General features: G+C 48.2%; 23 protein-coding genes and 1 other annotated feature. Of the genes, 21 read left to right on the forward strand and 2 right to left on the reverse strand.

Annotated elements, in window-relative coordinates; translation table 11 throughout:
• Position 1: 1 nt before the first annotated feature.
• The 5 genes from dhaK to AC3WU2_RS01010 all read left to right on the forward strand — a co-directional run bounded on the left by dhaK (position 2) and on the right by AC3WU2_RS01010 (position 7,843).
• Positions 2–1,765, forward strand: coding sequence for a dihydroxyacetone kinase subunit DhaK (dhaK, locus tag AC3WU2_RS00990; RefSeq protein WP_492450528.1), 1,764 nt, complete (start codon positions 2–4; stop codon positions 1,763–1,765).
• 31 nt (positions 1,766–1,796) lie between these two features.
• On the forward strand, positions 1,797–1,943 hold the full coding sequence (locus AC3WU2_RS00995) for a hypothetical protein (RefSeq protein WP_492450530.1): 147 nt from the start codon (positions 1,797–1,799) through the stop codon (positions 1,941–1,943).
• Between the two features lie 73 nt (positions 1,944–2,016).
• The gene (locus AC3WU2_RS01000) at positions 2,017–2,880 is read left to right on the forward strand and encodes an alpha/beta fold hydrolase (protein WP_492450532.1); all 864 of its coding nucleotides are present in this window, start codon (positions 2,017–2,019) and stop codon (positions 2,878–2,880) included.
• Positions 2,881–3,142: 262 nt separating this feature from the next.
• Positions 3,143–4,312: a metallophosphoesterase family protein gene (locus tag AC3WU2_RS01005; RefSeq protein ID WP_492450534.1), complete on the forward strand. Its 1,170-nt coding sequence runs from the start codon at positions 3,143–3,145 to the stop codon at positions 4,310–4,312.
• Between the two features lie 357 nt (positions 4,313–4,669).
• Positions 4,670–7,843, forward strand: coding sequence for a beta-N-acetylglucosaminidase domain-containing protein (locus AC3WU2_RS01010; RefSeq protein ID WP_492450536.1), 3,174 nt, complete (start codon positions 4,670–4,672; stop codon positions 7,841–7,843).
• A gap of 72 nt (positions 7,844–7,915) precedes the next feature.
• On the opposite strand, the gene AC3WU2_RS01015 is transcribed toward AC3WU2_RS01010, so the two are convergent.
• Positions 7,916–8,515, reverse strand: coding sequence for a nitroreductase family protein (locus AC3WU2_RS01015; protein WP_379342467.1), 600 nt, complete (start codon positions 8,513–8,515; stop codon positions 7,916–7,918).
• A 252-nt stretch (positions 8,516–8,767) separates the two neighbouring features.
• On the opposite strand from AC3WU2_RS01015, the gene AC3WU2_RS01020 reads away from it, so the two are divergent.
• The 16 genes from AC3WU2_RS01020 to leuS all read left to right on the forward strand — a co-directional run bounded on the left by AC3WU2_RS01020 (position 8,768) and on the right by leuS (position 25,618).
• Positions 8,768–9,664, forward strand: a complete 897-nt coding sequence (locus tag AC3WU2_RS01020; RefSeq protein WP_492450538.1) for an aldo/keto reductase — start codon at positions 8,768–8,770, stop codon at positions 9,662–9,664.
• 215 nt (positions 9,665–9,879) lie between these two features.
• On the forward strand, positions 9,880–11,136 hold the full coding sequence (gene lplT, locus AC3WU2_RS01025) for a lysophospholipid transporter LplT (protein WP_492450540.1): 1,257 nt from the start codon (positions 9,880–9,882) through the stop codon (positions 11,134–11,136).
• A gap of 53 nt (positions 11,137–11,189) precedes the next feature.
• A complete protein-coding gene (gene spoVAE / locus AC3WU2_RS01030; protein ID WP_018756794.1) occupies positions 11,190–11,540 on the forward strand; it encodes a stage V sporulation protein AE in 351 nt (116 codons plus the stop codon).
• 253 nt (positions 11,541–11,793) lie between these two features.
• Positions 11,794–12,747: an AAA family ATPase gene (locus AC3WU2_RS01035; protein ID WP_314584686.1), complete on the forward strand. Its 954-nt coding sequence runs from the start codon at positions 11,794–11,796 to the stop codon at positions 12,745–12,747.
• A 3-nt stretch (positions 12,748–12,750) separates the two neighbouring features.
• The gene (locus AC3WU2_RS01040) at positions 12,751–14,049 is read left to right on the forward strand and encodes a DUF58 domain-containing protein (RefSeq protein WP_492450542.1); all 1,299 of its coding nucleotides are present in this window, start codon (positions 12,751–12,753) and stop codon (positions 14,047–14,049) included.
• A complete protein-coding gene (locus AC3WU2_RS01045; RefSeq protein WP_492450544.1) occupies positions 14,012–16,234 on the forward strand; it encodes a transglutaminase TgpA family protein in 2,223 nt (740 codons plus the stop codon). Before AC3WU2_RS01040 ends, AC3WU2_RS01045 begins: the two co-directional genes overlap by 38 nt.
• Before the next feature lie 402 nt (positions 16,235–16,636).
• Positions 16,637–17,161: a YqeG family HAD IIIA-type phosphatase gene (locus AC3WU2_RS01050; protein ID WP_492452136.1), complete on the forward strand. Its 525-nt coding sequence runs from the start codon at positions 16,637–16,639 to the stop codon at positions 17,159–17,161.
• Positions 17,158–18,294 (forward strand): ribosome biogenesis GTPase YqeH, encoded by a 1,137-nt coding sequence (gene yqeH / locus AC3WU2_RS01055; protein WP_492450546.1) that lies wholly within the window; start codon positions 17,158–17,160, stop codon positions 18,292–18,294. Before AC3WU2_RS01050 ends, yqeH begins: the two co-directional genes overlap by 4 nt.
• Positions 18,295–18,349: 55 nt before the next feature.
• Entirely contained in the window at positions 18,350–19,213 is an 864-nt protein-coding gene (aroE, locus tag AC3WU2_RS01060) for a shikimate dehydrogenase (protein WP_492450548.1), read from the forward strand.
• A gap of 39 nt (positions 19,214–19,252) precedes the next feature.
• The gene (yhbY, locus tag AC3WU2_RS01065; RefSeq protein WP_018756787.1) at positions 19,253–19,543 is read left to right on the forward strand and encodes a ribosome assembly RNA-binding protein YhbY; all 291 of its coding nucleotides are present in this window, start codon (positions 19,253–19,255) and stop codon (positions 19,541–19,543) included.
• A gap of 30 nt (positions 19,544–19,573) precedes the next feature.
• Positions 19,574–20,167 carry a nicotinate-nucleotide adenylyltransferase gene (locus AC3WU2_RS01070; RefSeq protein WP_492452138.1) on the forward strand — a complete coding sequence of 198 codons (594 nt, stop codon included), beginning with the start codon at positions 19,574–19,576 and terminating at the stop codon, positions 20,165–20,167.
• Positions 20,151–20,723, forward strand: coding sequence for a bis(5'-nucleosyl)-tetraphosphatase (symmetrical) YqeK (yqeK, locus tag AC3WU2_RS01075; protein ID WP_492450550.1), 573 nt, complete (start codon positions 20,151–20,153; stop codon positions 20,721–20,723). Before AC3WU2_RS01070 ends, yqeK begins: the two co-directional genes overlap by 17 nt.
• A 3-nt stretch (positions 20,724–20,726) precedes the next feature.
• Positions 20,727–21,071, forward strand: coding sequence for a ribosome silencing factor (rsfS, locus tag AC3WU2_RS01080; protein ID WP_018756784.1), 345 nt, complete (start codon positions 20,727–20,729; stop codon positions 21,069–21,071).
• On the forward strand, positions 21,068–21,979 hold the full coding sequence (locus AC3WU2_RS01085) for a CvfB family protein (RefSeq protein WP_492450553.1): 912 nt from the start codon (positions 21,068–21,070) through the stop codon (positions 21,977–21,979). The genes rsfS and AC3WU2_RS01085 overlap by 4 nt, the downstream gene beginning before the upstream one ends.
• Positions 21,976–22,758 carry a class I SAM-dependent DNA methyltransferase gene (locus AC3WU2_RS01090; RefSeq protein WP_492450555.1) on the forward strand — a complete coding sequence of 261 codons (783 nt, stop codon included), beginning with the start codon at positions 21,976–21,978 and terminating at the stop codon, positions 22,756–22,758. The genes AC3WU2_RS01085 and AC3WU2_RS01090 overlap by 4 nt, the downstream gene beginning before the upstream one ends.
• A 113-nt stretch (positions 22,759–22,871) precedes the next feature.
• Positions 22,872–23,102 (forward strand) — a binding site (T-box leader).
• A 74-nt stretch (positions 23,103–23,176) separates the two neighbouring features.
• Positions 23,177–25,618 (forward strand): leucine--tRNA ligase, encoded by a 2,442-nt coding sequence (gene leuS, locus AC3WU2_RS01095; RefSeq protein ID WP_492450557.1) that lies wholly within the window; start codon positions 23,177–23,179, stop codon positions 25,616–25,618.
• Here the strand turns inward: leuS and comER are convergent.
• Complete coding sequence (comER, locus tag AC3WU2_RS01100; RefSeq protein ID WP_492450559.1) at positions 25,599–26,444, reverse strand: late competence protein ComER; 846 nt, start codon at positions 26,442–26,444, stop codon at positions 25,599–25,601. The genes leuS and comER overlap by 20 nt on opposite strands.
• Positions 26,445–26,460 lie beyond the last annotated feature (16 nt).

Consider the following 26,460-nt stretch of genomic DNA (forward strand, 5'->3'; position numbering starts at 1 on the left):
CATGAAGAAAATCATCAACCAACCCGAGACGCTTGTTCGGGAAATGTGTAACGGACTTGTGCTTGCACATCCGAATCTTGCTTTTGACAGCAAGTATAAAATCATCTCGAAGAAAGCGCCGAATCGTGAGAAGGTCACCTTAATCAGTGGCGGCGGTAGTGGACATGAACCCGCGCATGCTGGATTCGTCGGGAAAGGGATGCTCGATGTCGCGGTATGCGGTGACGTGTTCGCTTCGCCTTCGCAGATTCAGGTCTATCAAGCGATTCGTAACTCGGCGAGCAGCAAAGGGACGCTGCTAATCATTAAAAATTACAGCGGCGATATTATGAATTTCAAAAATGCTGCGCATCTTGCGGGTGAAGATGGGATTCAAGTTGATTATGTCAAAGTCGATGATGATATCGCAGTCGAAGATAGCCTCTATACGGTGGGAAGAAGAGGGGTTGCAGGGACCGTTCTGGTTCATAAAGTGGCAGGAGCTGCGGCGGAAGCGGGCTTATCTTTGCAGGAAGTGAAGGAAGCGGCACAGCATGCGATCGATAACGTTCGCAGTATTGGGTTTGCATATACCTCTTGTACCGTTCCGGCAAAAGGCACCCCGACCTTCCAACTCGAAGAGGGGGAAATGGAGTACGGCGTGGGCATTCATGGTGAACCGGGGATCCGTCGTGAGCGTATCCTCTCTGCGGATGAGCTGGCGCATCGTATGGTGACGGCATTGCTTGCGAATTTGCAAATGGGTGAGGGAGCCGAGCAAGAAGTGGCGGTGCTTATTAATGGGTTCGGTGCTACGCCGCTTCAAGAATTGTATCTGCTCAATAATTCGGTGACACGTGAATTGACGGCGAAGGGTGTTAAGATCTTCAAAGGTTTTGTCGGCAATTATATGACGAGTATCGATATGGCAGGCGCATCGGTGACCCTGATGAAGCTCGATGCAACGCTGAAGCAGTGGATATCGGCACCATGCGATACACCGGCGTTAAGCGTACATGAGCCGTTTGAAACCGTGGAGTACACAGAAGTTGTGCATCGACCAAATGCGGCAGAAACCCGCGTATCTTATAAGAACGAGAGCGACCCAGCTTGGGCGACGATGACAGATAACCAACTCTCGCTTCAGAACATGGTGTATCTCATTGATCAGATGAGTGAGATCATTATTGAAAATGAGGTCCCTTTCTGCGAGTTGGATGCCCATGCAGGTGACGGAGATTTTGGGATGAGTGTTGCCAAAGGGTTCAAGCAGCTGAAGACGGAGTGGAAGGATATTCTGGCGTATAGCAGCGGTAGTATTGGAAGCTTCTTGGATGCATGCTCGCTGATCATTATGGAGCATTGTGGGGGTGCATCCGGTCCGATCTGGGGATCGGCCTTCCGGGCAGCAAGTAGACAGGTGGGGGACAAGCAGACCTTGTCCATTGAAGCGTTCGCGGACATGATGGCGGCCGTCGTTAAAGGAATTCAAGACACGGGAGCAAGATCATTCGGACGCGGCGCTGTCGTGGGCGATAAGACTTTAATCGATGCACTCGTTCCGTATGCAGAATCCTGGCAGGAGAGCGCGAGACAGGGCGAGGATTTTAAGACCGCAACTGTAAAAGCGGCCGAAGCCGCGGTCCAAGGCGCGAAGAACACCGAGACGATCGTGGCTCGGATGGGAAGAGCGGGTACGGTGGGTGAACGCAGCATCGGGTACCCGGATGCGGGAGCCTATGCGCTAGGTGTGATTTTCACGGAGCTGGCGCAGGTGATTCGGTAAGAAAGATGGATATGGGGGGATCTCGTCGCAATTGGCGAGATTCTTTTTTTATTCTATTGCAATCGATGAGAACGCTATATTGCTAGTCAGCGGATTAACAAACCTTGCAATCATTGAAGCCATCTATGAATCCAGACGAACAGGCAAGCAGGTTGATATGAATATCGCTCGGATATAAGAATTTTCCAATCGGTCATTACGCATAATATAGCAGAATCACTCATTCTGTTGCCTAAAGGAGCTATTTGGAGATGCCTCTTCAGAACATTAACGGCACCATGCTATATTACGAAGTATCCGGACAAGGCATACCGATCGTATTTATCCATCCTCCGCTTTTGACTAGCGCGAATTTCAAATACCAGCAGGCGTATTTGTCCGATCAATTTCAGATTATCACCTTCGATGTTCGGGGACATGGCAGAAGTCACGCGTCCCCCGTGCCGGTCACTTATGAATTAATTGTCCAGGATATCGTCCGATTGCTGGACCACCTGCAGATCCATCAAGCTTATGTATCCGGGTACTCGACCGGAGGAGGCGTTGCATTAAGAGCCATGCTTGATTATCCGGATCGTTTTGCAGGCGGCATCTTGATTAGCGCGATGTCCGAGGTCAGCGATATTGTACTCCGAAGCCGGATTAAGCTCGCGATGGGACTATCTGCATGGCGGCCGACGTTTCGTCTGTTGATGTGGGGGATTGCGTGGGGGAATTCCGACCAGGTCCATACATTTCGTCACCTGCTACAGGATTCAGAAAGAGGCAACATGCAGAATATTCATGAGTATTACCGATCCGCTCTGAACTACAACTGCACGAATCAGCTTGTGATGATCAGCTCTCCTGTCTTACTGCTATATGGGGCAAAAGACAAAGGCTATAACCGTTACCGTAAAATATTGCAGCATCATCTTCGGCAATGGAAGCTGATCGTATTGGAGCAAGAGAAGCATCAGCTCCCAACCAAAGCCGCTGCCGAGATCAGTCAAGCGATAAAAAGTTGGATATTAGACATGGATCATCAAACGATAGACGAAAAAACAACTAGCCAGCATATGACTAATACGGCATCGATCCCACAGGAAGATTCTTCGCTGGATGCGAATTTATAAGTAATGAAATCGTCCGAAGTGGACAAGAGAATCCCCTCATGGTTAACAGCGAAGTAGATTTCATGCTGTTGGCCAGAGGGGTTTTTCTTATTTGACTATATTCGACAAAACCTTCGATTTGCTACAAAAACTTTCTTCATCCAATGTCGTATTTACGGGTTATCATGATTGTCTCATTGGTATAAAATGGAGGCATGAGCCATAATGCCGCTCACCTATGGTGAGATATACAGACGAGCATTTAGGAGGAGAGAGGATTAGGATGAAACCGAACATTCATTTTCAAGTGATTTCTGACACGCATGTTGCTGAAGATCTGAACGATATCTATTCTATTAACTTCGATCGAGCGCTCAAGGATATACGGAAGACGGCACCGGATAGTGACGGCATTATGCATGTGGGCGATGTGACTGATAGTGGTCTACCCGGTCAATTTAAGACAATGGCAGAGATTTGGGATCGCAACAAGGAAGGTTTACCGCCGATGTATTTTACAACAGGAAATCACGACGTTCGGTGGGCCGATTTTGAGGAACGAATGGCGAGCTTCAGAGAAGCGACTGGAATCGATCAGCAGTATTATGATTTCTGGATTAAGGGTTATCATTTTATTTTCCTAGGGACAGAGAAGCCCTTGAAAGATTGTGCCTATCTATCGGAAGAGCAGCTTGCTTGGTTCGAGCAGAAAATAGCGGAGAATGCGGTAGCGGATAAGCCGATCTTCATTTTCGTGCATGAACCGATGATGAACACGGTCGCAGGTGCGCAGACGCGGTTTGGTTGGCATGGCATTCGGCAGGATCGCGAATTGAAGACGATTCTATCGAAGTATCCGCAATCCATCCTGTTCACGGGACATACCCACTGGGAGCTGGGTGCCAAGGATACGATGTATCATGCCAAATATGCGACATTGTTCAACGTACCTTCGACAGCTTACCTATGGACGGATGAGGATGCGCATAAGGATGGTTCGCAGGGATACTACGTGGAAGTTTATGATGACAAGGTTCTGCTCAGAGGTAGGGATTTTGCGAATGGGGCATGGGTTAGCGAAGCAGAGTACAGCATTTCACTACCGCCACAAATCCCTATGATTGATCCTGAGACGGATCCGGATCTGACACTCAGCAACCCAACCATGCAGCTAGATAAGCGAAGTTACCTCGTCGGAGAGGCGATTCGAGTCACGTATACAGGTTCGCTCAATAAGGATGCGTTTGGTATATTTCCAAGGGGGGCTGTGCCGAATGAAGTTCGCCAAATCGAACCGATCGCTTCGATCTTGACGAATACGATACAGCAGCCGGATGGGGTATTGACGTTCGAGCATATCGAACTTCCCCCAGGCGAGTATGACATGATTTATTTGGGCGAGACGATGAACGTGGAATTAACGCGATGGCCGTTCGAGGTTGGAGCGGAATAAATTCTGATTTGCACGTGAAAAAGCAGACAAGATGTTGATCCATAAGAACCTTTGTCGAATGTATTGAAATGATTTCAAATCTTGATTACTTTAACATTGAAGACTGTAAGCGTTACATTTTTCGGTACATGGTCTTGGTCTTAAGATTTCGATCGTGAAGTGGGTATCTACATATCGATAACGAAATACGCCTGTCCAAGCGTGTAACCGGGTGAAGCCGGGCACGAGCTTAAAGAGGTCACTCTTTGGTTCGTGCTTTTTGCGTTTTTCGTGACGTGGAAAGGGGGGGAGAATAAGCTCATCATAGATCGATCATGATGGCATGACACAATGAATTGATAGAGAGGTGCTCTGTTCATGAACTATGCGAAGTCAAATAAGAATAAGAAGACCAGGTCTCGTTCGATTTCTTTCGTGCTTGCACTCGCACTTGCCATACCGATGTTTACGATGCAAGGTTCAAAGGTTTCCGCCGCAGAAGCATCCCAATTGCCTGAAATTTCGCCCATACCGCAATCCATTCAATCGACTGGGGATGGATTCGTCATTCCGTCTGAGGTGGGTATCGTAACAGGCAGTACATCGGACCCGGCTGCGGTCCAGAGCGTCGAAGAGATACTGCGAAAGGCTGGCGTGCAGAATATCAATCGTGTCCAGGATTCTGCAGTTCCGAATTCACCCGTCAATGTATGGGTTGGAGGAGCTTCAGAGAATCAAGCGACAGCAGCTGCACTGCAATCTCTTGGGGCTGCGGGACCGGATGATTTGAAGGATGAGGGGTATGTCCTGGCTTCCGGTACGGATACATCAGGCAAGCCCAAAATCGTGCTCGCCGGGAAGACAACACTAGGCACCTTCTATGCGGCACAGACGCTTCGTCAGCTGATTACAGCGAAGGACGGCGCTTATCGCATTCCGTCCGTAACCATTCGCGATTGGCCGAAAATGGCTTGGCGTGGTTCGATTGAAGGATTCTATGGCGACCCGTGGTCCCATCAGGATCGTCTTCGCCAAATCGATTTCTATGGCCAGCAAAAAATGAATATGTACATTTATGCGCCCAAAGATGACCCGTATCACCGTGATAAATGGCGTGAAGCCTATCCGGCTGCGAAGTTAGCAGAGATTGCCGAGCTCGTTCAGCGATCGAAGGAGAATCATGTGGAACTTGTCTTTGCCATCTCGCCGGGAAATAGCGTCTGCTTCTCCGATGATGCAGATTTTGGGGCGCTGACGACCAAAGCGCAAGCGATGTGGGATGTTGGTGTTCGCTCGTTCGCGATTTTCCTGGACGATATCGATAAGACATTACGTTGTAATGCCGATAAGACTAAATTCAACAGCGACACGAATCCGGTCGCTGCTGCGCAAGCCTTTCTGCTCAATCGATTCAAGACGGAATTCATTGATAAGCACGCAGGAGCTCATCGTCTGATTACCGTCCCAACGGATTATGCGAATATTACGGCGACCGCTTATATTAACCGATTTGCTGCCTTGGTGGATCCGAGCATTATCGTCCAATGGACAGGATCGGCTGTTGTTCCAGCGGGCATTTCGGCATCCGATGCGGATAAGGCGAATGCAATTTATAAGCATGATCTGTTGATCTGGGATAACTTCCCGGTGAATGATTATGCACGGGATCGGTTGTACTTAGGCCCGCTCTACAATCGGGATGCAGAGCTTGCTGATCATGGCATTATTGGTCTAACGACGAATCCAATGAATGAGGCGGAAGCGTCCAAAATTGCGATTTTCACCATTGCCGATTATTTGTGGAATCCAGCGGCGTATAATCCTGAGACAGCGTGGCAGCTGAGCTTGAAACGCTTCGGCGGTGAGGTTGCTGATGCACTTCGTATTTTCGCAGAGAATAATTATTCCTCTCCGCTCAATGCGAAAGAATCATTAACGATTAAGCCTCAAATCGATAATCTGTGGACGGTCTTTATTGGGGGAGGAAGCATTACCAATGCAGCGAACCAGCTAATTGCAGAATTTACGAAGCTGCAGCAAGCGCCTGCTACACTCCGCAGCGGCATGAACAATCCGGATTTCATCGATGAAACGAAGTTCTATCTGAACAAATACGAGTTGTACGGTCAAGCGGGCGTAGAAGCGACGCAAATGCTGTTGTCTCAGAAGCGGAACAACAAGCAGCAGTCGGCTGAGCATCGTACGGCGCTGAACAATGTAAGAACGCAGATCAATGCGATTACCAAAGCGAAAGCGAACCAAGTGTTCGAGGACTTTATGTCGCGAGCGATTCGCGAGAATGATACGTGGCTCGGCGTCGGCACCTCCAAACCGTTCCCGATTACGACGATGGGCACCTATCAGACGAATACGCCAGACAAAATGCTCGATGGCAATCTGAATACGTACTTCTGGAGCAACAATTCCCCGGCAATCAATGATGTCATTGGGGTGGATCTGAATGAGGTGCGCAAGGTGTCCAACGTTCAGGTATTAATGAGCAAGAGCGGCAGCGTGAACGACTATGTCCATCACGGTGTGTTGGAATATTCGGTCGATGGAGCCAACTGGACACAGCTTGCGACGTTAGAGGAGAAGTCGGAGATCAGCGTTCCGCTGGATAATCAGAAGGCGAGATTCGTTCGCATTCGTGTGACGGGAACGCAGGAATATTGGGTCATTGTGCGTGAATTCATTGTTACTTCAACCGCGATTCCGAAGGAACCTACAGCTGTTCTCGGCGGTGACGATACGGTTCAAGGTGATAAAGAGTTCAAGCTGCAGCTTGGCGTCGAAAATGTCACGCAGAGCGTGTATGCCCAAGATTTAGCGATGAATTATGATGCAAACGTGATGGAATTCGTGTCGGCGAAGTCTTTGGAAGATGGCGTGAATCTTCTTCAGACGGGCAAAGATACCCCAGGCAAGCTGCGGTTTATTCTGGCGAGTGAGGGTCCGGGTCACGCGATTACTGGAGATAAGCAATTGCTGGAGTTGACCTTCAAGGCGAAAAAAGTATCGCAAATGACGGAAGGAACGATTTCGATTAGCAATGCAACATTGGGAGACCATGTGGGAGCGGAATCAAACATTGCCGTGTCCTCGTTGGCCATCCAAGTGAACCCAGCTCCAAGTGATAAGACAGAGCTGAATAACCTGATTCGTACGGCGCAAGCAGCTTACGATGCGGCCGTAGAAGGTACGCAAATCGGTCAGTACCCAACAGGTTCGAAGGCGAAATTACTAACGGCCATTAAAGCGGCTCAAACGGTCGCGAATAACGCAAGTGCAACCGTGGACCAAGTGGCTGCAGCAATTCAAGCCTTGCAGCAGGCGCTGGACACATTCAAAGCATCGGTTATCGCGACGAAGCCGGGCGATGTGAATGGCGATGGCAAGGTTAGTATCGGAGATTTGGCGATGGTGGCGGCTCATTACGGCAAAACATCTTCCAGTCCTGATTGGGCACAGGTGAAGAAGATGGATATCAATGGCGACAATGTCATTGACATCAAAGACTTAGCTGCGATCGCATCGAAAATTATTGAATAGGTAGTAGTAGAATCTAAAAAGCCGACCTTGGACACTGCTGATGCAGGCCCCGGTCGGCTTTCCTTTGATGAATTAGTTGAATACTTTCACGCGAGCGTCAAGCGGTTGGAATTGTTTCTCGCCCACTTCGCCTACTGGCTTACCGAATGGCATTTGAGCAACCAATTGCCAGCTTGCAGGAATGTTCCATTCTTGCTGCACTTGCTCATCGATCAATGGGTTGTAGTGTTGAAGCGTTGCGCCGAAGCCTTCTTCTTCAAGTGCTGTCCAGATCACAAGTTGAAGCATACCGTTCGATTGTTGTGCCCATGTAGGGAAACGGTCTGCATACGCTGCGAAATTGCTTTGAAGTCCTTCGATGACCGTGTTGTCTTCGAAATACAATACCGTACCATAACCGCTGCGGAAAGCTTCCATTTTCTGTGCTGTTGGCTCGAATTGATCAGCAGGAACGATTTTGCGAAGCGTTTCTTTCGTGATATCCCACAATTTATTATGCTGTTCGTTCAAGAGTACAACGACACGTGCGCTTTGGGAGTTGAACGAAGATGGTGTATGTTTGACAGCAAACTCAACGATTTCTTGAATGCGAGCATCGGATACAACAGCTTCTTTCGAAATACCGTATACGGAACGTCTGTCTTCAATAGCTTGGAATAATGTTTTAGTCATGTTGTTTCAATTCCTTTCGACTCGTTAATATATTTTTGTTTGTTACTCAATATTTTCTATGTACTTAGTATAGTAGCGATAAAAAAGAAAGTCAATATATTTTTTGATGTTGTTTTCGAAACGGATAAGTTCTCTACTTTCTGTGAATATGGATCTTACGCTAGCTTAATCATTGTCGGTGGCATAATCGTTCGGAGAAGTGTATGCTTGAAATATATCTAGACTACATAATGAAATAAAGGAGCGATCGTAGTGAAATATCGCAGATTAGGCAAGACAGAGTTGAATGTATCCGTGGTCGGTCTTGGGACTTGGCAGTTCGGCGGTGAGTGGGGGCAGCAGTTCACACAAGATGAAGTGGATGCGATCCTTGATAAAGGAAAAGAATTAGGCATCAATCTAATTGATACAGCAGAATGCTATGGAGATCATCTCTCGGAGCAGTTCATTGGGAATTATATCGCGCGCCGAAATCGTGAGGATTGGGTAATCGCGACGAAATTCGGGCACCATTTCCACGAACGCTTCACGCGCACGGATACATATGGTGCGGATGATGTTGTGAAGCAACTCGACGCATCGCTTAAGGCTTTGCAAACGGAGTATATTGATCTCTATCAATTCCACTCCGGACCGGATACAGCATTCGATAACGATGCGCTGTGGACGGTACTCGATAAGCAGATCCAAGCGGGCAAAATCAGACATTTAGGTACATCCATCGGCAGCAATGATAACCTGCACCAGACGGCGGCTTCCTCGCAAGTCAATTCCCAAGCGATTCAAGTCGTGTATAATCGTCTCGATCGTACGCCAGAGAACCGGGTCTTCCCGTCATGCCAAGAGCAGGATCTGGGCGTGCTCGCACGTGTTCCGTTAGCGAGTGGTTATCTGAGCGGCAAATACAAGCCAGGTGCTGTATTCGATGCTACGGATGTACGCCACCGTCATGATGCGGACATGGTCAGACGCAAGCTCGAAGAGGTAGAGCGTATTAAGCGGGACGAGGTACCTGAGGGCGTTGATATGGCACAATGGGCGCTAGCTTGGTGCTTGAAGCACCCTGCGGTGACAGCTGTTATTCCGGGCTGCAAGAATCCGGAGCAGGTTGTTGCGAATGCAAGTGCGGTAGATTTAGTCGAAGGATAGTTCTCAAAAAGATAAGCTAACCCGATCGTCATTTGGTTGACCTTCTGGGTTAGCTTTTTTTTTCGTGTCCCTGCAAGGCGTTGTGGAGTTTTTTGTTCCGAAGGCCGATATTTCCTTACAATATCGTAAGGCAGAATTCGTAGTCAGATGAACATGGTTATGTTATATTTCTCAATAGTAAAAAATAGGAACATGAATAAAGGAGAAATTATACGATGGTTCACACACGAGACTCTGCTCGTTCACCACGACGTTGGCTGAATCCAGTCAATTCGGTGGTATTGACCCAGTTCATGAGCGCTTTCTCCGATAATTTGAATTTCTTCATCATTATCGGCATGCTGAAGCGGCAAGGTCTGGAGAATCCAGATCAAGCGGTCACCTACATACAGATTGGATTTCTAGCGGTCTTCCTGATCTTGGCGCCATTCGTCGGCTCTTTTGCAGACCGTAACGCAAAGTCTGGCGTGCTCATGGTCGGTAATCTATTTAAGGCAGCGGCCATACTGCTGCTCATCTTCGGACTTCATCCGATCTTCTGTTATGCGATTCTCGGGATTGGAGCGGTGATCTATTCCCCTGCAAAGTATGGGATTCTGACGGAGCTTACCTCCACAGAGGAGGAGCTGCTTCGCGCCAATTCGAAGGTGGAAGGAACGACGATTCTAGCGATCCTCTTGGGTACGGTTATTGGTGGGTTCCTTGCGGAATATTCTGATCTGCTGGGTCTGATCACTTGTTTTGTTGTCTATGGGTTGTCCTTTGGGCTTACATTCCTTATACCGAAGAATCCGGGAAATTCACAAATTCAATACATGGCTGCAGCAAGAAGATTCTTTCAGGATACGCGTACGTTGTTCCGTCATCCGCAGGCTCAATTTTCACTTATTGCGACAGGAGCTTTCTGGCTAACGGCTGCGGTGCTTCGGATTGCGCTCGTCGCATGGATTCCGGCGAATCTTGGCATTACGAATACCGATCAGCAATCGATGATTATCGGCAGTACCGCGATTGGCGTCGTACTCGGTTCCGTCCTCATGCCGAAACTAATCCCTGTAGGTAAAATGTACTTATCGTATTATTTCGGATTTTTGATGGTGTTCTGCGTATTGATTACTGCCTTTATGCATAATTTGATTCTTGCGGTGATCATGTTATTCTTCATTGGTGTATTCGGGGGGATTTTCCTCATTCCAATGAATACCATTCTACAGACGGTCGGTAAAGATATAGTCGGTGCAGGTAAGACGATTGCTGTTCAGAATTTGGTGGAGAACTCCTTAACGATTATTGGATTGTTCATTTATTTGTATTTGAGTACCAGAGTGCCGATTCAAGCAGCAGTGATCGGGATGGGCGTGATTCTACTTGTCTTTATTCTGTTCCTTCTGCCTAAGCTATCGATGCTTCGCCGGTTCAATCCAGATGAATATCTGCATGGTTCGCATAACCAGACCTCGAATAACTCATAATGTAATTGTTAGTGCAGTATGCAGTAGGTTGAGGAAGTCTGGAGGGATGAATCGTGCAGTTTCTATGGGCCTTTGTTATTGGGGGGCTGATCTGCGTGATCGGGCAATTGATGTTTGATGTGTTCAAATTAACGCCGGCACATACAATGACGACATTGGTCGTTGCAGGCGCTGTGCTGGATGGATTCGGTTGGTATGAACCACTGATTGATTTTGCAGGCGCAGGCGCGACGGTACCGATTACCAGCTTCGGGAATGCCCTTGTTCACGGTGCATTGACGGAGCTTAAGCGCGACGGCTGGGTTGGTGTAATCACAGGGATATTCGAAGTGACTAGTGCGGGGATATCGTCTGCGATTATATTTTCGTTCCTGGCTTCGCTCATCGTGAAGCCGAAAGGCTGACAGGTATGAAGCAGTTATGAAATAGGCAAAGAGAAGTGATGAATCATTCGTCACGGCACTCTTTGTCTATTTTTATTTTTGTGTTCCCGCAAAGTACCTGAATCGCTTTCAACGCAAAAACATCACTTTGTGGGGTTCCTTTGTGGGAAACAACATCTAACGCTGTAAAACTCTACTATATACGCCTTATTATTCATCATGTAAAATAAATTAAATGGAATATTTTATCAGATGATGAAAGGGTTGTTGCGCCATGAATATGAACTCGTATACGCACTCGATTTCAGCGATTCAGACCCAGCTAGAAGGATGCATTCTCGGCAAAAGCCTAGAGATTAAGCTGCTCCTTACTGCCGTACTCGCAGGAGGGCACGTGCTTGTGGAAGATGTGCCGGGTACAGGCAAAACGCAATTAATCAAAGCCTTAGCGAAAACGTTAGATGGTCAATTCAGACGCATTCAATGCCATCCTGATTTATTGCCGAGTGATATCACGGGCGTGTCGATATTCCACCCGGGTGAGGAGCAATTCGTATTCCGCAATGGTCCGGTTTTCACGAATATATTACTGGTAGATGAAATTAACCGTGCGACGACGAAGACGCAATCTGCACTTCTGGAAGCCATGGAAGAAAGGTATGTAACCGTTGACGGCGAGAGCTATGCGCTGCCACAGCCGTTCATGCTCTTCGCGACGCAGAACCCAATCGAATTTGATGGGACGTATATGCTGCCTGAAGCGCAGTTAGATCGATTTATGATGCGTATCTCGCTGGGTTACCCAGATGCAGCAACAGAGAAGCAGCTGCTGTACTCGCACCAGTATGGACAACCAATCGATACGGTGCAGAGCGTCACAGATCTCGATCAATTATCAACGCTTCAAGCGGAAGTTCGAAATGTACATATCGATCCGGCCGTCGGCGATTATCTCGTTCAGATTGTTCGCAAGACTCGGGATCATGCCTTATCGTTACTCGGTGCAAGCCCGCGTGCATCGGTGTCTTTTATGTCCGCTGCCAAAGCCTTCGCATTCCTTCATGGTCGGGACTATGTTCTGCCTGATGACCTGAAGCAGCTTGCCCCACATATCCTTGCACACCGCATTACCCTTCGTCCGGAAGCGCGTATGGAAGGGGTGTCGCCGCAGTCTTTTATCGAACAAGTATTGAAACAGGTGGATGCTCCCGTAAGAATGGAGCGATGATGCATGCGAATGAAGCCATTTGCGTCTCGGTTTAACCTCCGTCGAAGCGGGAAGTCCGCGTACTCGCTCAGGTTCTGGATGATCGTCACGATTTGGTGTGTTTGTCTGCTCTTCTTTCTCTTTCAAGGGGGGAAGACCTCCTTCATGCTGCTCGCCATGATGTCTGTCTTATGTCTATATCTATGGATTGGCAGATGGAGCGGGATATCCAAATCGACAGGGAAGCGGGAACTACTCTATGAGGGGGAGCATCGGCTAGTTTTTCATGCAGGGGATTCGATCGAGGCCCAATTAACCATTAAAGTACAGCCGATTGGGATTACGCCTTACGTCTTGCTTCGCGATCAGTTGGTCCGAAGGCACGGGGAGACGAAGACGTTCGAATCATTAGTCCTCCCCGATTGGAATCGGCATTGTGTAATGCGTTATAACTTATCGAATCTTCGGCGAGGCTTCTATAGCTTCGGAGAATCGGAATGCGCGATGGAAGATGTCATAGGATTGTTCCAGCATAAAGCTACGATTACGGTACCGACGCAGTTCTCTGTGCTTCCCCATACCATCCGTATTCCGAAGTGGAAAATATTCGATTCTCGGGAACAAGGCTTCGGAAGGAATGCATTCATCCAGAGATCGACGAGAGAAACGACGCAAATCAATGGCGTACGGGAGTACATCTATGGCGACCGCATTTCACGGATTCATTGGAATGCAACCGCGAAGACGGGGCACTGGAAGTCCAAAGAATTTGAACGAGAGTCTTTGCCCTCTATGATGCTGATTTTAGATCGAACGCAGCGTCATTATTACACGGAAGAACAATTCGAGCTTGCTATTTCCGTCGCAGCTTCGCTGTTAGCTTACGGGCGCGAACGGCATATACCATTAGGACTTATTTCGCTTGGGAAGACCGTGGAGACATTTGAGGCAGGTAGTTCAGCACATCAGCAGAGGCTTATGAATGACCATCTTATGGAGACAGAGGCAGATGGTTATCAGGATCTGAGTGTTAGGTTACAGCAAATGGGTTCAAAGTCTGTTCAAGGCAGCTTCTACGTATTAATTAGTCCGAGTGCGAATGACAAGGTGCTGCGACTTTTTAGTTTCCTTCAGCAGAAGCAGATGGGCGTGAGTCATATTCATTTAACGGATCCGGACGGTGCATCGCAAGACAATTGGAGTGCATTCCTGATGTCCAGGGGCATTCCAGCCTATTCAATTCGACAATTGCAAGAACTTCCTGTGGTGTTAGGAGGGTGGGCTAATGGGCAAGTGGCTGCGAGTAGTATTTCGAAATCTTAGGATAGACGGACTCCGTCAATTGATGATGTTATACGCGGCAGCCATGCTGTGGCAATGGTTCGGACCACTCGAGACGATTTGGTGGGAGGAGACGATGGAGATTGTTCGTCTCATCTTGATCAGTGCAGTTGCAGTTCATTTCTTCATTCCGCTTCGTCCGTGGATTCGCCGTGTCTTTATCGTTTTGGTTATGTTGCTGATTCACTATCAAGTGCTTCGCGCCTATCACTTGTACGCAGAGCAAAAGGAGGATATGGTTGAGAACACGATCTTATTCTTCAAGAGCCTGTTTCCTTATATTTTATTTGCGCTTGGGACTTGGATTTTATTGGAGCTAATTATGGTATGGGTGAGAAGCCGCGTGCGGATCGTTGCGCTTATCGTCCTTCAAATGATTGGACTGGCTATCCTAGATTCATTTACAGAAATGAACTTATGGCTCGCCGTTGCTTGGACCATGCTGCTTGGTCTCGCGTGGTTAATCACCGATCATTGTGTTGTGTTAAGGGATAAATATCCGGAAGGATGGCGGCATTTAGCTTCCTATCCGCTGCGTTTGCTTACGACCGTGGGACTCTTACTTTCCGTTATTTTCTTGGTGGGGGTCAGTATGCCCTCCACAGCTCCGTTGGTAACAGATCCATATACGCTATGGAAGACTTGGAAAGGTGAAGCTGTACCGGTCTTCTATAATGCAAAGGATGGAGAGAAGATCCAGGTTGGTATATATCGATCAGGGTATGGTCGGGATGACAGTGAGCTGGGCAGCGGGTTCACTTTCGATTACAGTAATGTGATGCAGATCACGACCAATCGGAAGAGTTACTGGCGTGGAGAGACGCGCTCGATCTACACAGGGAAAGGCTGGGAGACCTCGCCTGAGAAGAAGAATGCTGACCTGCCATTTGTAGCGTTAAATAGGCCGTTGGATTCGAACGGTATGAAGTTCTCGAAGACAGCCGAGTTAACGGCAACGGTGACCATCACACGGGCTGAGCCATATCCGGTACTGTTCGGCGCGTATCCGATTGGGCAGGTGACACAGCTTGGAGGCGAAGGCAGCTTGTCGAATCTTCGTTGGGATTCGGATACCTCCACATTGACGTGGGCTGATACCGCAGCACCTTCGTATCCGAAGCAATATACGATTGTGTCTCAGATTCCGCAAATTGATGAACAAGAGTTACGTAATTTTGGCAGTAATTCGGGACGAACATTATCTGCGGCCCAAGCCGTGGACTTGCAACTGCCTCATGAACTCCCTGCCCGTGTGCAGGAGCTGGCGAGATCAATTACTACCGGCCTGACGAATGATTATGATCGGATCAAAGCACTCAAAACCTATCTAACATCCGGTGAATTCAAATATACGAATGAGCCTGATTTATCACGCAAGGTGAGTGGCGATTTCGTTGATAGCTTCTTGTTCGATATGAAAGAAGGGTACTGCGATTACTTCTCGACTTCGCTCGTTGTCATGACGAGGTCATTAGGGATCCCTGCAAGGTGGGTGAAGGGATATACGACCGGCGCCAAGGCAGGACCTCGATCTGATCAGATCTCTTCCTTTGCGATGCATGAGGAGATGCAGCGTGAAGAAGGAACCTATTATGTGAGTAATGCGGACGCCCATTCATGGGCGGAGGTTTATTTCGAAGGCTTTGGTTGGGTACCGTTTGAGGCGACACCTGGGTTTTCAATTCCTGTCACATTACAACAGGAAGAGCAGCAAGCGTCTATACTTCCTGTAACAGAAGAGGAGAAAATGACCGAAGAAGTGACGAACGGAGGCAATTCGGGGGCTGTTTCACCGCTCGCTATTTATGGAACATTATTCATCATCCTCATCTTCGCGCTGTGGTTCCTGGTATGGAAATACCGGTTGTTAGGGACAATCTGGTGGCGGGCGATGCTCGCGGGGCGAAGGCCTTCAAGCGATCAAAAGCTCATCGTACTGACCGAACATTGGATTCGACATTGCAGGCGCAAGGGACTTCGCCGTGAAGAACACGAGACGCTGCGTGAGAGCGTGGCTAGGTGGGAACAGGAGAAGGATGCCCTTCGAGGGGCGTGGAGCGGCTTGCTCGCATTGTTCGAACAAGCCAAATACAGCACGAAGCAAGTGACCGAGCAAGATTGGTCCAGAGCACAAGTGGAGATGAAGAAGCTTTTGGAACGCTTATAATGTATGTTCAAAATTTGGCTTTTCAGCATCTGAGAGTTTTCGTAGAAAACTTACATCGTAAGCATATGCTCAGGTTGCGAGAATCCGAAGGGCTTCCGAAGCGAGTTTTTCTTCGAAAAACTTTCAGAGGAACGGAGGAGTTTAGGCAAAACCTAAATGAGTACCTGAGATGATTCCAGAGGAAACATACTACGTAAGCATATGCTCTTCGAGGGTGAACGCAAGATTCGATGTCGAATCCGCTACTAAAAACACTTCGTGATCAAAAGATGAATTTTTGAACAACCGCTTATAATTTCACAGGATCTTGCCGCTCGTCGTTAAATAAACACGGGCGGCAATTTTTTGCACGAAAAACAAAGAATATGGTATAGTTTGTCGTATGAAACAGAGGTGACGTATTTGTTAGAGAAGTTTATACCCAAGCTTCGGGTAAACACCGTATACGATATTGATCTTGAATCGTTATACGCGAAAGGGTATCGGGGAATTATTACCGATTTAGATAATACGCTTGTTGGGGCGAAGGAACCGTACGCGACGCCAGAGTTGATCACTTGGCTCGAAGGTGCGAAGGAGATCGGGTTTCAGATCATCATTGTATCCAATAATGATGAAGGACGGGTATCCAAATTTACGAACCCCCTCCAGATTCCATTCGTGCACGCAGCGCGTAAACCAAGGATTAGACCGTTCCAAAGAGCGCTAACCCTTATGAAGCTATCGGCGGCGCAGACGGTTGTCATTGGGGACCAGATGATGACGGACGTACTCGGGGGCAACCGATCGGGTTTATTTACCATTCTTGTTCAACCGATTGCGATTCATGATGAGGGATTCATGACGCGCTTCAATCGTCGGATGGAAAAATTGATATTGCGAAGATTACGGAACAAGGGTCTTTGGCACGAGGAGGAAAAGCAATGACAGAACAACAACGAGAGCAGGGCGCGGTAACCTCGTGCGAAGGCTGCGGTGTGAAATTACAGACAGAACGGCCGGAAGTTCCGGGATATATCCCGCAGCAGGCATTAGAACGGGAACCCGTTATATGCCAGCGTTGCTTCCGGATTAAAAATTATAATGATGCGGCTTCCGTTACACTGGAGCAGGATGACTTCCTTCGTCTGCTAAATCAGGTGGGAGCTTCAACGAATGATGCGCTTGTCATTCATATTGTTGATTTATTCGATTTTGACGGCAGCTTAATCTCAAGCCTTCAAAGGTTCGTGGGCAATAATCCTGTGCTGCTCGTCGTGAATAAAATCGACTTGCTGCCTATCGTAACGAACTGGAATCGATTAACGAATTGGGTACAGAAACGTGCCAAAGAACATGGCATCAAAGTCATCGATGTAGTCTTGTGCAGTGCAAAGAAGAATCAAGGCTTCGAACGATTGATTGACAAAGTTTCAGAATATCGCCACGGACGTGATATCTACGTTGTCGGTGCCACCAATGTAGGTAAATCAACCCTCATTAATCGCCTGATTCGTGACTATAGTGATATGGAGCGGGAATTGACCACATCACGGTTCCCAGGTACGACGTTGGATCTTGTGAAAATTCCACTTGATGACGGGAAATTCATCATCGATACGCCAGGTATTGTGTATCCATCACGCCTCACAGAGCTTGTGCATCGTAAAGATTTGGGTGCAATTATGCCAGATCGACCGCTCAAGCCGACGGTATTCCAGCTTAATGAAGGCCAGTCTTTGTTCTTCGGTGCCATGGCGCGATTTGATTTCGTACAAGGGGAACGTCAGTCCTTTACCTGTTTTGTGTCGAATGGATTGAAGATCCATCGCACCAAGCTCGAACGGGCAGATGAATTGTATGCAGAACATCGCGGTGTAATGCTTACTCCGCCGAATCAGGAACATATCGACGACCTGCCAGCTTGGTCGAAGCATCAGATTCGTGTAGCGAAAGGCAGCAAGACAGATTTGTTCATCTCCGGTCTAGGCTGGATTAAAGTGAATTCGGATGCTGGTGCGCTGGTGAATATTCATGCACCGAAGGGTGTCAAAGTGCTATCGCGGGATGCAATGATATAAAATCATGGGAATTTGCGGCGTGATTTGCCGCTTGGATAGAGGAGAGACGGAATTGATGGGGGATCATCTCGTAAATCGAATAAGTAGTGAAACCATGCTGCTCGGGGTTATTGGCGATCCCATTCGTCAATCCAAATCCCCGTTAATGCATAACAGTGCCCTTCAAGCCTTAGGATTGGATGGCGTATACACAGCGATGCATGTATTGCCGGACAAGCTCGAGGATGCCATCCGCGGTGTGCGTGCGCTAGGTTATCGCGGCATTAATGTAACCATTCCACACAAGTTGGATGTTATGCCATTATTGGATGAAGTCGATGAAGGCGCGCGGGTAATTGGCGCCGTGAATACAATTGTCAATGACAATGGGAAGCTGATCGGCTATAATACGGACGGGATTGGTTATGTTAGATCGCTTCGCGAAGAAGCGGAATCCGATTTGCTCGGCAAGCGAATTTTAGTCATTGGCGCTGGCGGTGCGGCTCGTGGTATCGTCTATGCGTTAACACAAGAATCACCCGAGGTCATCTGGATCGCGAATCGAACGTTCGAACGTGCCGTTGAATTAGCGGCGGATTTGCAGCCGTACGGGAATGTTCAGGCAATGGAACTAGAACGGATATTAGATATACGCTCCAATGTCGATATTGTGATTAATACAACGTCGGTAGGCATGTTCCCTCATGTGGATGCGTCTCCGCTTTCTTTAGAAGGATTTCGCACCGATTTGATCGTTAGCGATTTGATCTATAATCCGCTTGAGACGGCGATTTTGCGCGAGGCTCGGTTACGCGGTAGTCGTACCCATTGCGGCCTCGGTATGTTCGTCTATCAAGGCGCTTATGCATTTGAATATTGGACAGGTCAGGCTGCGCCTGTCGAAGTGATGCGGCAAGCTGTACTGCAATCCCTGAAGTAAGAAGTAGCTCAAAGTAAAAATTGGAGGTTTATCACACGCATGTTAACAGGAAAACAAAAACGCTATTTACGCTCGCTCGCCCATCATTTGAACCCGATTTTTCAAGTCGGTAAAGGTGGGGTTAATGATCAATTGATCCGCCATATCGACGAAGCGATTGAGACGCGTGAGTTGATTAAAATATCGATCTTGAACAATAACATGGATGATCGTGATGAAGTCGCTCGTGATCTTGCTGAAGGCTCGAACTCGGAGCTTGTGCAAGTGATTGGGAAGACGATCGTCTTGTATAAGGAATCCCGCGAACATAAGCAAATCGAGCTCCCTTAAGGCTCTAGAATAGAGGCGACAAGTCACATGGTGAAGGTCGGTTTATTTGGAGGGACTTTCGATCCCATTCATTTCGGACATCTCCTCTTGGCAGAGCATACGTGTGAGGCCTTGCAGTTCGACGCCGTATGGTTCATGCCAGCCGCAGATCCTCCGCATAAGTCTCGTCAGCCACTCGCGACGGGGCTGCAGAGGCTCGAGATGATCCGACTTGCGATCGAAGGGAATTCATTATTTCAAGTCACGGATATCGAAATGGAACGCGGCGGCGTATCCTACACCATCGATACGATTGAAGAATTGCAGCGTAGATTCCCTGATCATGCCTTCTCGTTCTTGATGGGGGCAGACATGGTGAATTATTTGCCGAAGTGGCATCGGATTGACGAACTCGCAGCCCGTATTGACTTCGTTGGTGTACAGCGACCTGGGACGTTGCTACAATTGGATAATCTCCCTGCTCATATTCGGGATCAAGTGACCATGCTAGAGGTGCCGCTCTTCGAGCTATCTTCAACGACGATTCGCGAGCGGGTCAGCCAAGGCATGTCGGTCCGGTATCGTGTACCGGATCGTGTTCATGAATTCATTCAAAGGAATGATCTATATGAATCGAAGCCGTGAGGCCATTATTGAAGCAGTACGTGGACAAATGCCGGAGAAGCGCTGGGCGCACACGTTAGGTGTCATGCAGACTTCCATCGAGCTTGCAGTGCGATTCGGAGGTGATCCGACTCGGGCAGAGCTCGCGGCGATTTTACATGATGTGGCGAAATATTGGTCAACAGACCGAATGGAACGTATCATTCGTGAAGAGCAGCTGCCTGCCATCCTACTTGAACATGACAAGCAGTTGTGGCATGCGCCGGTAGGCGCTTTTGTGGCAGAGCAAGAGTTCGGCATTACGGATGTAGAAGTGCTTGATGCGATCAGATATCATACATCCGGTCGTGTTCAAATGACATTAATGGATAAAATCGTCTGCCTCGCAGACTATATCGAACCTGGAAGAGATTTTCCAGGTGTGAATAATATTCGTCAGTTAGCCAACCATAGCTTAGAAGAAGGCTTAATTGCAGGGTTCGACTCGACGATAGAACTATTGCTATCCAGAAGTAAACGGATTTTCCCGCTCACGATTGATGCGAGAAATGATTTAATTCAACAATTGGGAGGTTGACGCATGCCCGTTCAATCCAAAGAAATATTAAACCTTGCCGTTGCTGCGGCAGAAGATAAAAAAGCAATGAATATCGTTGCACTCGATTTACAAGGCATTTCCTTAATTGCTGACTATTTCGTTATTTGCCATGGTAATTCTGATACCCAAGTGAATGCCATCATGACAGAAATTCGCAAGCGCGTCCAAGAAAAGGGCGGCCTCATTCGAGGTATTGAAGGTACAGATTCTGCACGTTGGGTGCTGATGGACCTTGGCGATGTGATCGTGCATATTTTCCACCGAGACGAGCGTGAATATTATAATATCGAACGTCTCTGGTCGGATGCGAAAGTTGTGAATCTATGAGTCTCATTGCAGGAACGACAGTCCATTTACCAATCGACCGTGAGGTTTCACCTTACGGCTTTTTTCTAACGAACGGCGAACAGGACGTTCTCCTTCACTACTCTGAGATTATTGGTAAAATAGAGCCGGGCATGATGATCGAAGTATTCATTTTCTACGATACGGAAGATCGATTAGCTGCGACCATGAAGAAGCCTTATCTGACGCTCGGCGATATGGCGATGCTGGAAGTCGCTGATGTTCATCCAAGGCTCGGATGTTTCCTCGAGATGGGACTCGGTCGTCAGCTTCTGCTGCCGATTCGTGAGCTTCCCGAGCTCAAAGAGCTGCATCCGAAAGTTGGCGATAAAGTATTCGTCATCATGGAGCACGACAAGCAAGGCCGCTTGAGAGCCAAGCTGGCAGGTGAGCGAGAACTCGCACCGCTCGCATTCCATGCGCCAAGTTCATGGCTTAATCAATGGGTGGAAGGTACCGTCTACAAGACGCTTCAAATGGGAACCTTCGTCCTTGTGGATGGCGGTGTTCTTGGTTTCGGCGTCATCGGCATGATTCACAGTTCGGAGCGTCTGCAGATGCTTCGACTTGGTGAACGCGTGCAAGCGAGAGTCAGCTTCGTCCGTGAAGATGGTCGCGTGAATCTTTCGATGGCGGCTCGCAAAGAGGTCGGACGTGATCTAGATGCGGATCGTCTCCTTACGTTTTTGAAGGAACGGCCGAATGGCGCAATGCCTTATTCCGATCAGACGCCACCGGACATTATCAAGCAACGCTTTGGTATTAGCAAGGCTGCATTTAAGCGGGCGCTTGGCAAGCTGATGCGGGAAGGACTTATCACACAGAAAGACAATTGGACACAGTTGAAGCCAGTAGATGGCGCTGAACCGTCCGAGTCGGAATCCAAATGACGACGTCTTATGCACAATTCGCCTATGTCTATGATGAACTCATGGCGGACATGCCTTATCCGGAATGGCTGGCGTTCGCACGTGAAGCGTGGGCTCGGTTCGGAAAACCGAAGACGATTGTTGACCTAGGATGTGGAACCGGTAGTCTGATGATTCCGCTGGCTAGTGAAGGGTATCATGTCACAGGTATTGATCTCTCCTCGGATATGCTCGCGGTTGCCCAGCTGAAGCTTGAGAGTTCTACGGTAGGCAGCCGCTTGCTTCGTGAAGGGAAAGTGCGTCTCATTGAGCAAGATATGCGAGATTTAGAGCTGCCTGCTCCAGTAGATTCGGTCATATCTTTCTGTGATTGTCTGAATTATCTGCTTGAAGAAGAAGATATTGTTGAGACATTGCGCCGTGCCTATGGTGCGCTTAAGCCAGGCGGTACATTCTTATTTGACGTGCATCATCCGCGGCAGTTCGAGCAATATGAAGCAGAGCAGCCATTTATCTATAATGAAGACAATGTTGCTTACTTATGGACTTGTGATCTGGATGCCGAGCGGTGTGAAATCGAACATCATCTGACGATTTTTGCACGCCAGGCAGGTGCTCCAGCCACGCAGGATCTCTTCCAACGCTTTGAAGAGGTACATATTGAGCGGGCGTATGATCCGACGTGGATGACGGAACAGCTCAAGGGCGTAGGATTTACGGAAGTTCATATATTCGGGGACTTTACGTGGGAAGCTCCGACGAATGAGACAGGGCGTTTGTTCTATATCGCGGTGAAATAGCGGAGCAGCCTTGACATGAGTGATGTCCTTTTTTTATAATGCTAAGAAGGTATATGATTTCGCCTCGATAGAGGTTTTCTCATAATGAGCAGTATTAAGTAAGTAGGATATGGAAGAAGACTATGATGAGGATTATACGTTTTGATCGAAATCTGTCAGAGAGTCGGCGGGTGGTGCAAGCCGATGGTTCGTCAAAAACTACTCGCCTCTGAGTCATACGATCAACTCCGATCGGATCAAATCGTATCGTCTAGCCCGCGTTAAGGGCATTGAGGGAGCACTTGGCAAAGCATGCCGAGGGCTAACTAGGGTGGTACCACGGGAGATAGCCTCTCGTCCCTAGCGACATTTTTTCGCTATGGATGAGAGGTTTTTTTTATGCAAATTGCGCTAGATAATGTAGGAGGATGAATGATTCATGACACAAGAAATTCAGCAATCACAAGGGTATAACCCGTTCCTGATCGAACCGAAATGGCAGAAGCATTGGGATGAGTTCAAGACATTCAAAACAAATGATGATTCCAGCAAGAAGAAATTCTACGCACTGGATATGTTCCCGTATCCGTCGGGTGCAGGTCTGCACGTAGGACATCCGGAAGGCTACACGGCAACGGATATCGTATCGCGTTATAAGCGGATGCAAGGGTACAACGTACTTCATCCGATGGGATGGGATGCGTTCGGCTTGCCAGCGGAACAGCATGCCTTGAATACGGGTGAGCATCCACGCGATATTACCGTGAAGAATATTAATAACTTCCGCCGTCAGATTAAATCATTAGGGTTCTCGTATGATTGGGATCGTGAGATCAGTACGACAGATCCTGAATATTACAAGTGGACGCAATGGATTTTCATCCAATTGTATAAGATGGGCCTAGCTTACGTGGCTGAAGTACCGGTGAACTGGTGTGAAGAGCTCGGAACTGTGCTTTCGAACGAAGAGGTTATCGATGGCAAAAGTGAGCGCGGCGGATTTCCAGTTATTCGCAAACCGATGCGTCAATGGATGCTTAAGATCACAGCTTATGCGGATCGTCTGTTAGATGACCTGGAAGAGCTGGACTGGGCAGAGAGCATTAAAGATATGCAGCGCAACTGGATTGGAAAATCGAAGGGTGCAGAAGTGAATTTTGCGATCGATGGTCATGAGGGTCAATTGACTGTCTTCACGACGCGTCCAGATACATTGTTCGGCGCTACATATTGCGTGCTTGCTCCTGAACATGAACTGGTTGCTGCGATCACGACAGCGGAACAAACGGATGCCGTGAAGGCTTATCAAGATAAAGCGGCGCATAAGAGCGATTTGGAGCGTACGGATCTTGCGAAAGAGAAGACAGGCGTATTTACAGGTGCATATGCCATCAACCCAGTTAATGGTGTGAAAGTGCCAATCTGGATCGCGGATTATGTACTTGCGGGCTATGGCTCCGGTGCGATTATGGCGGTGCCAGCACATGATGAGCGTGACTGGGAGTTCGCGAAGACGTTCGACTTGCCGATTATTGAAGTCGTTCAAGGCGGAAATGTTCAAGAGGAAGCTTATGCTGGAGAAGGCGTACACGTAAACTCTGGATTCTTAGACGGATTGAACAAAGAAGAAGCTATGGCGAAAATGATCGAGTGGCTTGAAGAGTGTGGTAAAGGACAAGGCAAAACCACCTACCGTCTACGCGACTGGTTATTCAGCCGTCAACGTTATTGGGGCGAGCCAATTCCGGTGATCCATCTTGAAGATGGCAGTATGAAGACGATCCCTGAGGATCAATTGCCGCTTCTTCTGCCGGATGTTGAGAATATCAAACCTTCGGGTACAGGAGAATCTCCACTTGCGAACGTGACAGAGTGGGTGAACACGATTGATCCTGAGACAGGAATGAAGGCACGTCGCGAGACGAACACGATGCCACAATGGGCGGGCAGCTGCTGGTATTACCTTCGTTTCATCGATCCGAAGAATAATGACGAGTTGTGTTCCAAAGACAAACAGCAAGCTTGGTTGCCAGTAGACTTGTACATCGGTGGTGCAGAGCATGCGGTTCTCCACTTGCTGTACGCACGTTTCTGGCACAAGGTTCTCTATGATCTGGGTATCGTAGATACGAAGGAGCCGTTCCATAAGCTGGTGAACCAAGGGATGATCCTTGGAACGAACAATGAGAAAATGAGTAAATCCCGTGGTAATGTCATCAACCCGGATGAAATCGTGAACGAGTTCGGGGCAGATACGTTGCGGATGTATGAAATGTTCATGGGACCGCTTGAAGCAACGAAACCATGGAATACGAGCGGTGTAGAAGGTTCTTATCGCTTCTTGGCTCGCGTATGGCGTTTGATGATTACCGAAGATGGTCAGCTGAATCCGAAGATCGTTGATGGCGAAGGCAGCGAAGCCTTCAAACGCACATGGCATCGCACCGTGAAGAAGGTAACCGAGGATTTCGAAGGGTTACGCTTCAACACAGCGATTAGCCAATTGATGATTTTCATTAATGATGCTTACAAAGCGGAAGAGCTTCCGCGCCAAGCGATGGAGAACTTCATCCAAATGTTGTCCCCACTTGCACCGCATGTGGCGGAAGAACTGTGGGAGCGCTTTGGACATTCCGGAGGCATCTCCTACGTAGCATGGCCAACGTATGATGAAGCATTGACCGTCGATGCAGAAGTCGAGATTGTCGTTCAAGTGAATGGTAAAATCGTAGAGCGCATCATGATTGGCAAAGATCTAGATGAAGCAGGCATGCAAGCAAAAGCGATGGAACAGTTCAGCGTTCAAGCTGCGATGGCTGGAAAGTCCGTTCGTAAAGTCATTGCTGTCAAAGGCAAGCTCGTTAATATTGTTGTCGGTTAACCTCTGGCAGGTGGAAGAGATCATCTAATTTGTCGAGATCTTCATTATACTTGTCATGTGTGGTACGGATTAATTGATGGAACACGCCTTGAAGCTCTTGGTCCATGAGACGAATGGCTTCGGCCGTGATCCCGCCGGGAACGGAGACGCGCATCTGAATTTCTTCAGGGGTGAGTCCTCCCTCGGTGAGCAGCTTGCCTGTACCGAGTACCATCTCGCTAGCGAGGCACGTCGCTTGATCCCGATCAATGCCCGTCGTTTCAACCGCCGCATCAATCCATTTATTTAGGAAAAAAGCAATGAAGGCCGGTCCGCAGCTGGAAAAATCCGAAGTTATCCGTGTGTTTTGTTCTTCAATCAACACGGGACGACTAATGGATTGCAGTAAATCCTCCAGAAGCAGCCGGTCTTCTCCTTTTATCCGACTACCGTACATACATAAGGTAGCTCCGCCGAGTACAGAATTGGTAATACTCGGAATGACTTTGGCGATTTTACATCGTAAATGATCTTCGAGATGTCGAATTTGTACCGGACTCGTAATGGAAACGATAATTTGATGATCGGTCACCACCGATTCAATCTCCTCTGTGATTCTCTTAAATTGCGACGGTTTAACGCATAGAAATATGATGTCACTTCCAATCACCGTCTCGGTATTGGAAGAAGCAATCTGCAACCCCGGATATTGAGAAGCCAATTGATGAACCTTCTGCATGGTTCGATTACTGGCGATAATTTGCCCCGGTTCAAGTGCACCGGATTCAATGAACGATTCGATCAGCGTCCTGCCCATACTCCCCGTTCCGATGAATCCTACTTTCATTTCGATTCCTCCTTTA

Source organism: Paenibacillus sp. EB106-05-06-XG162, assembly GCF_058791655.1.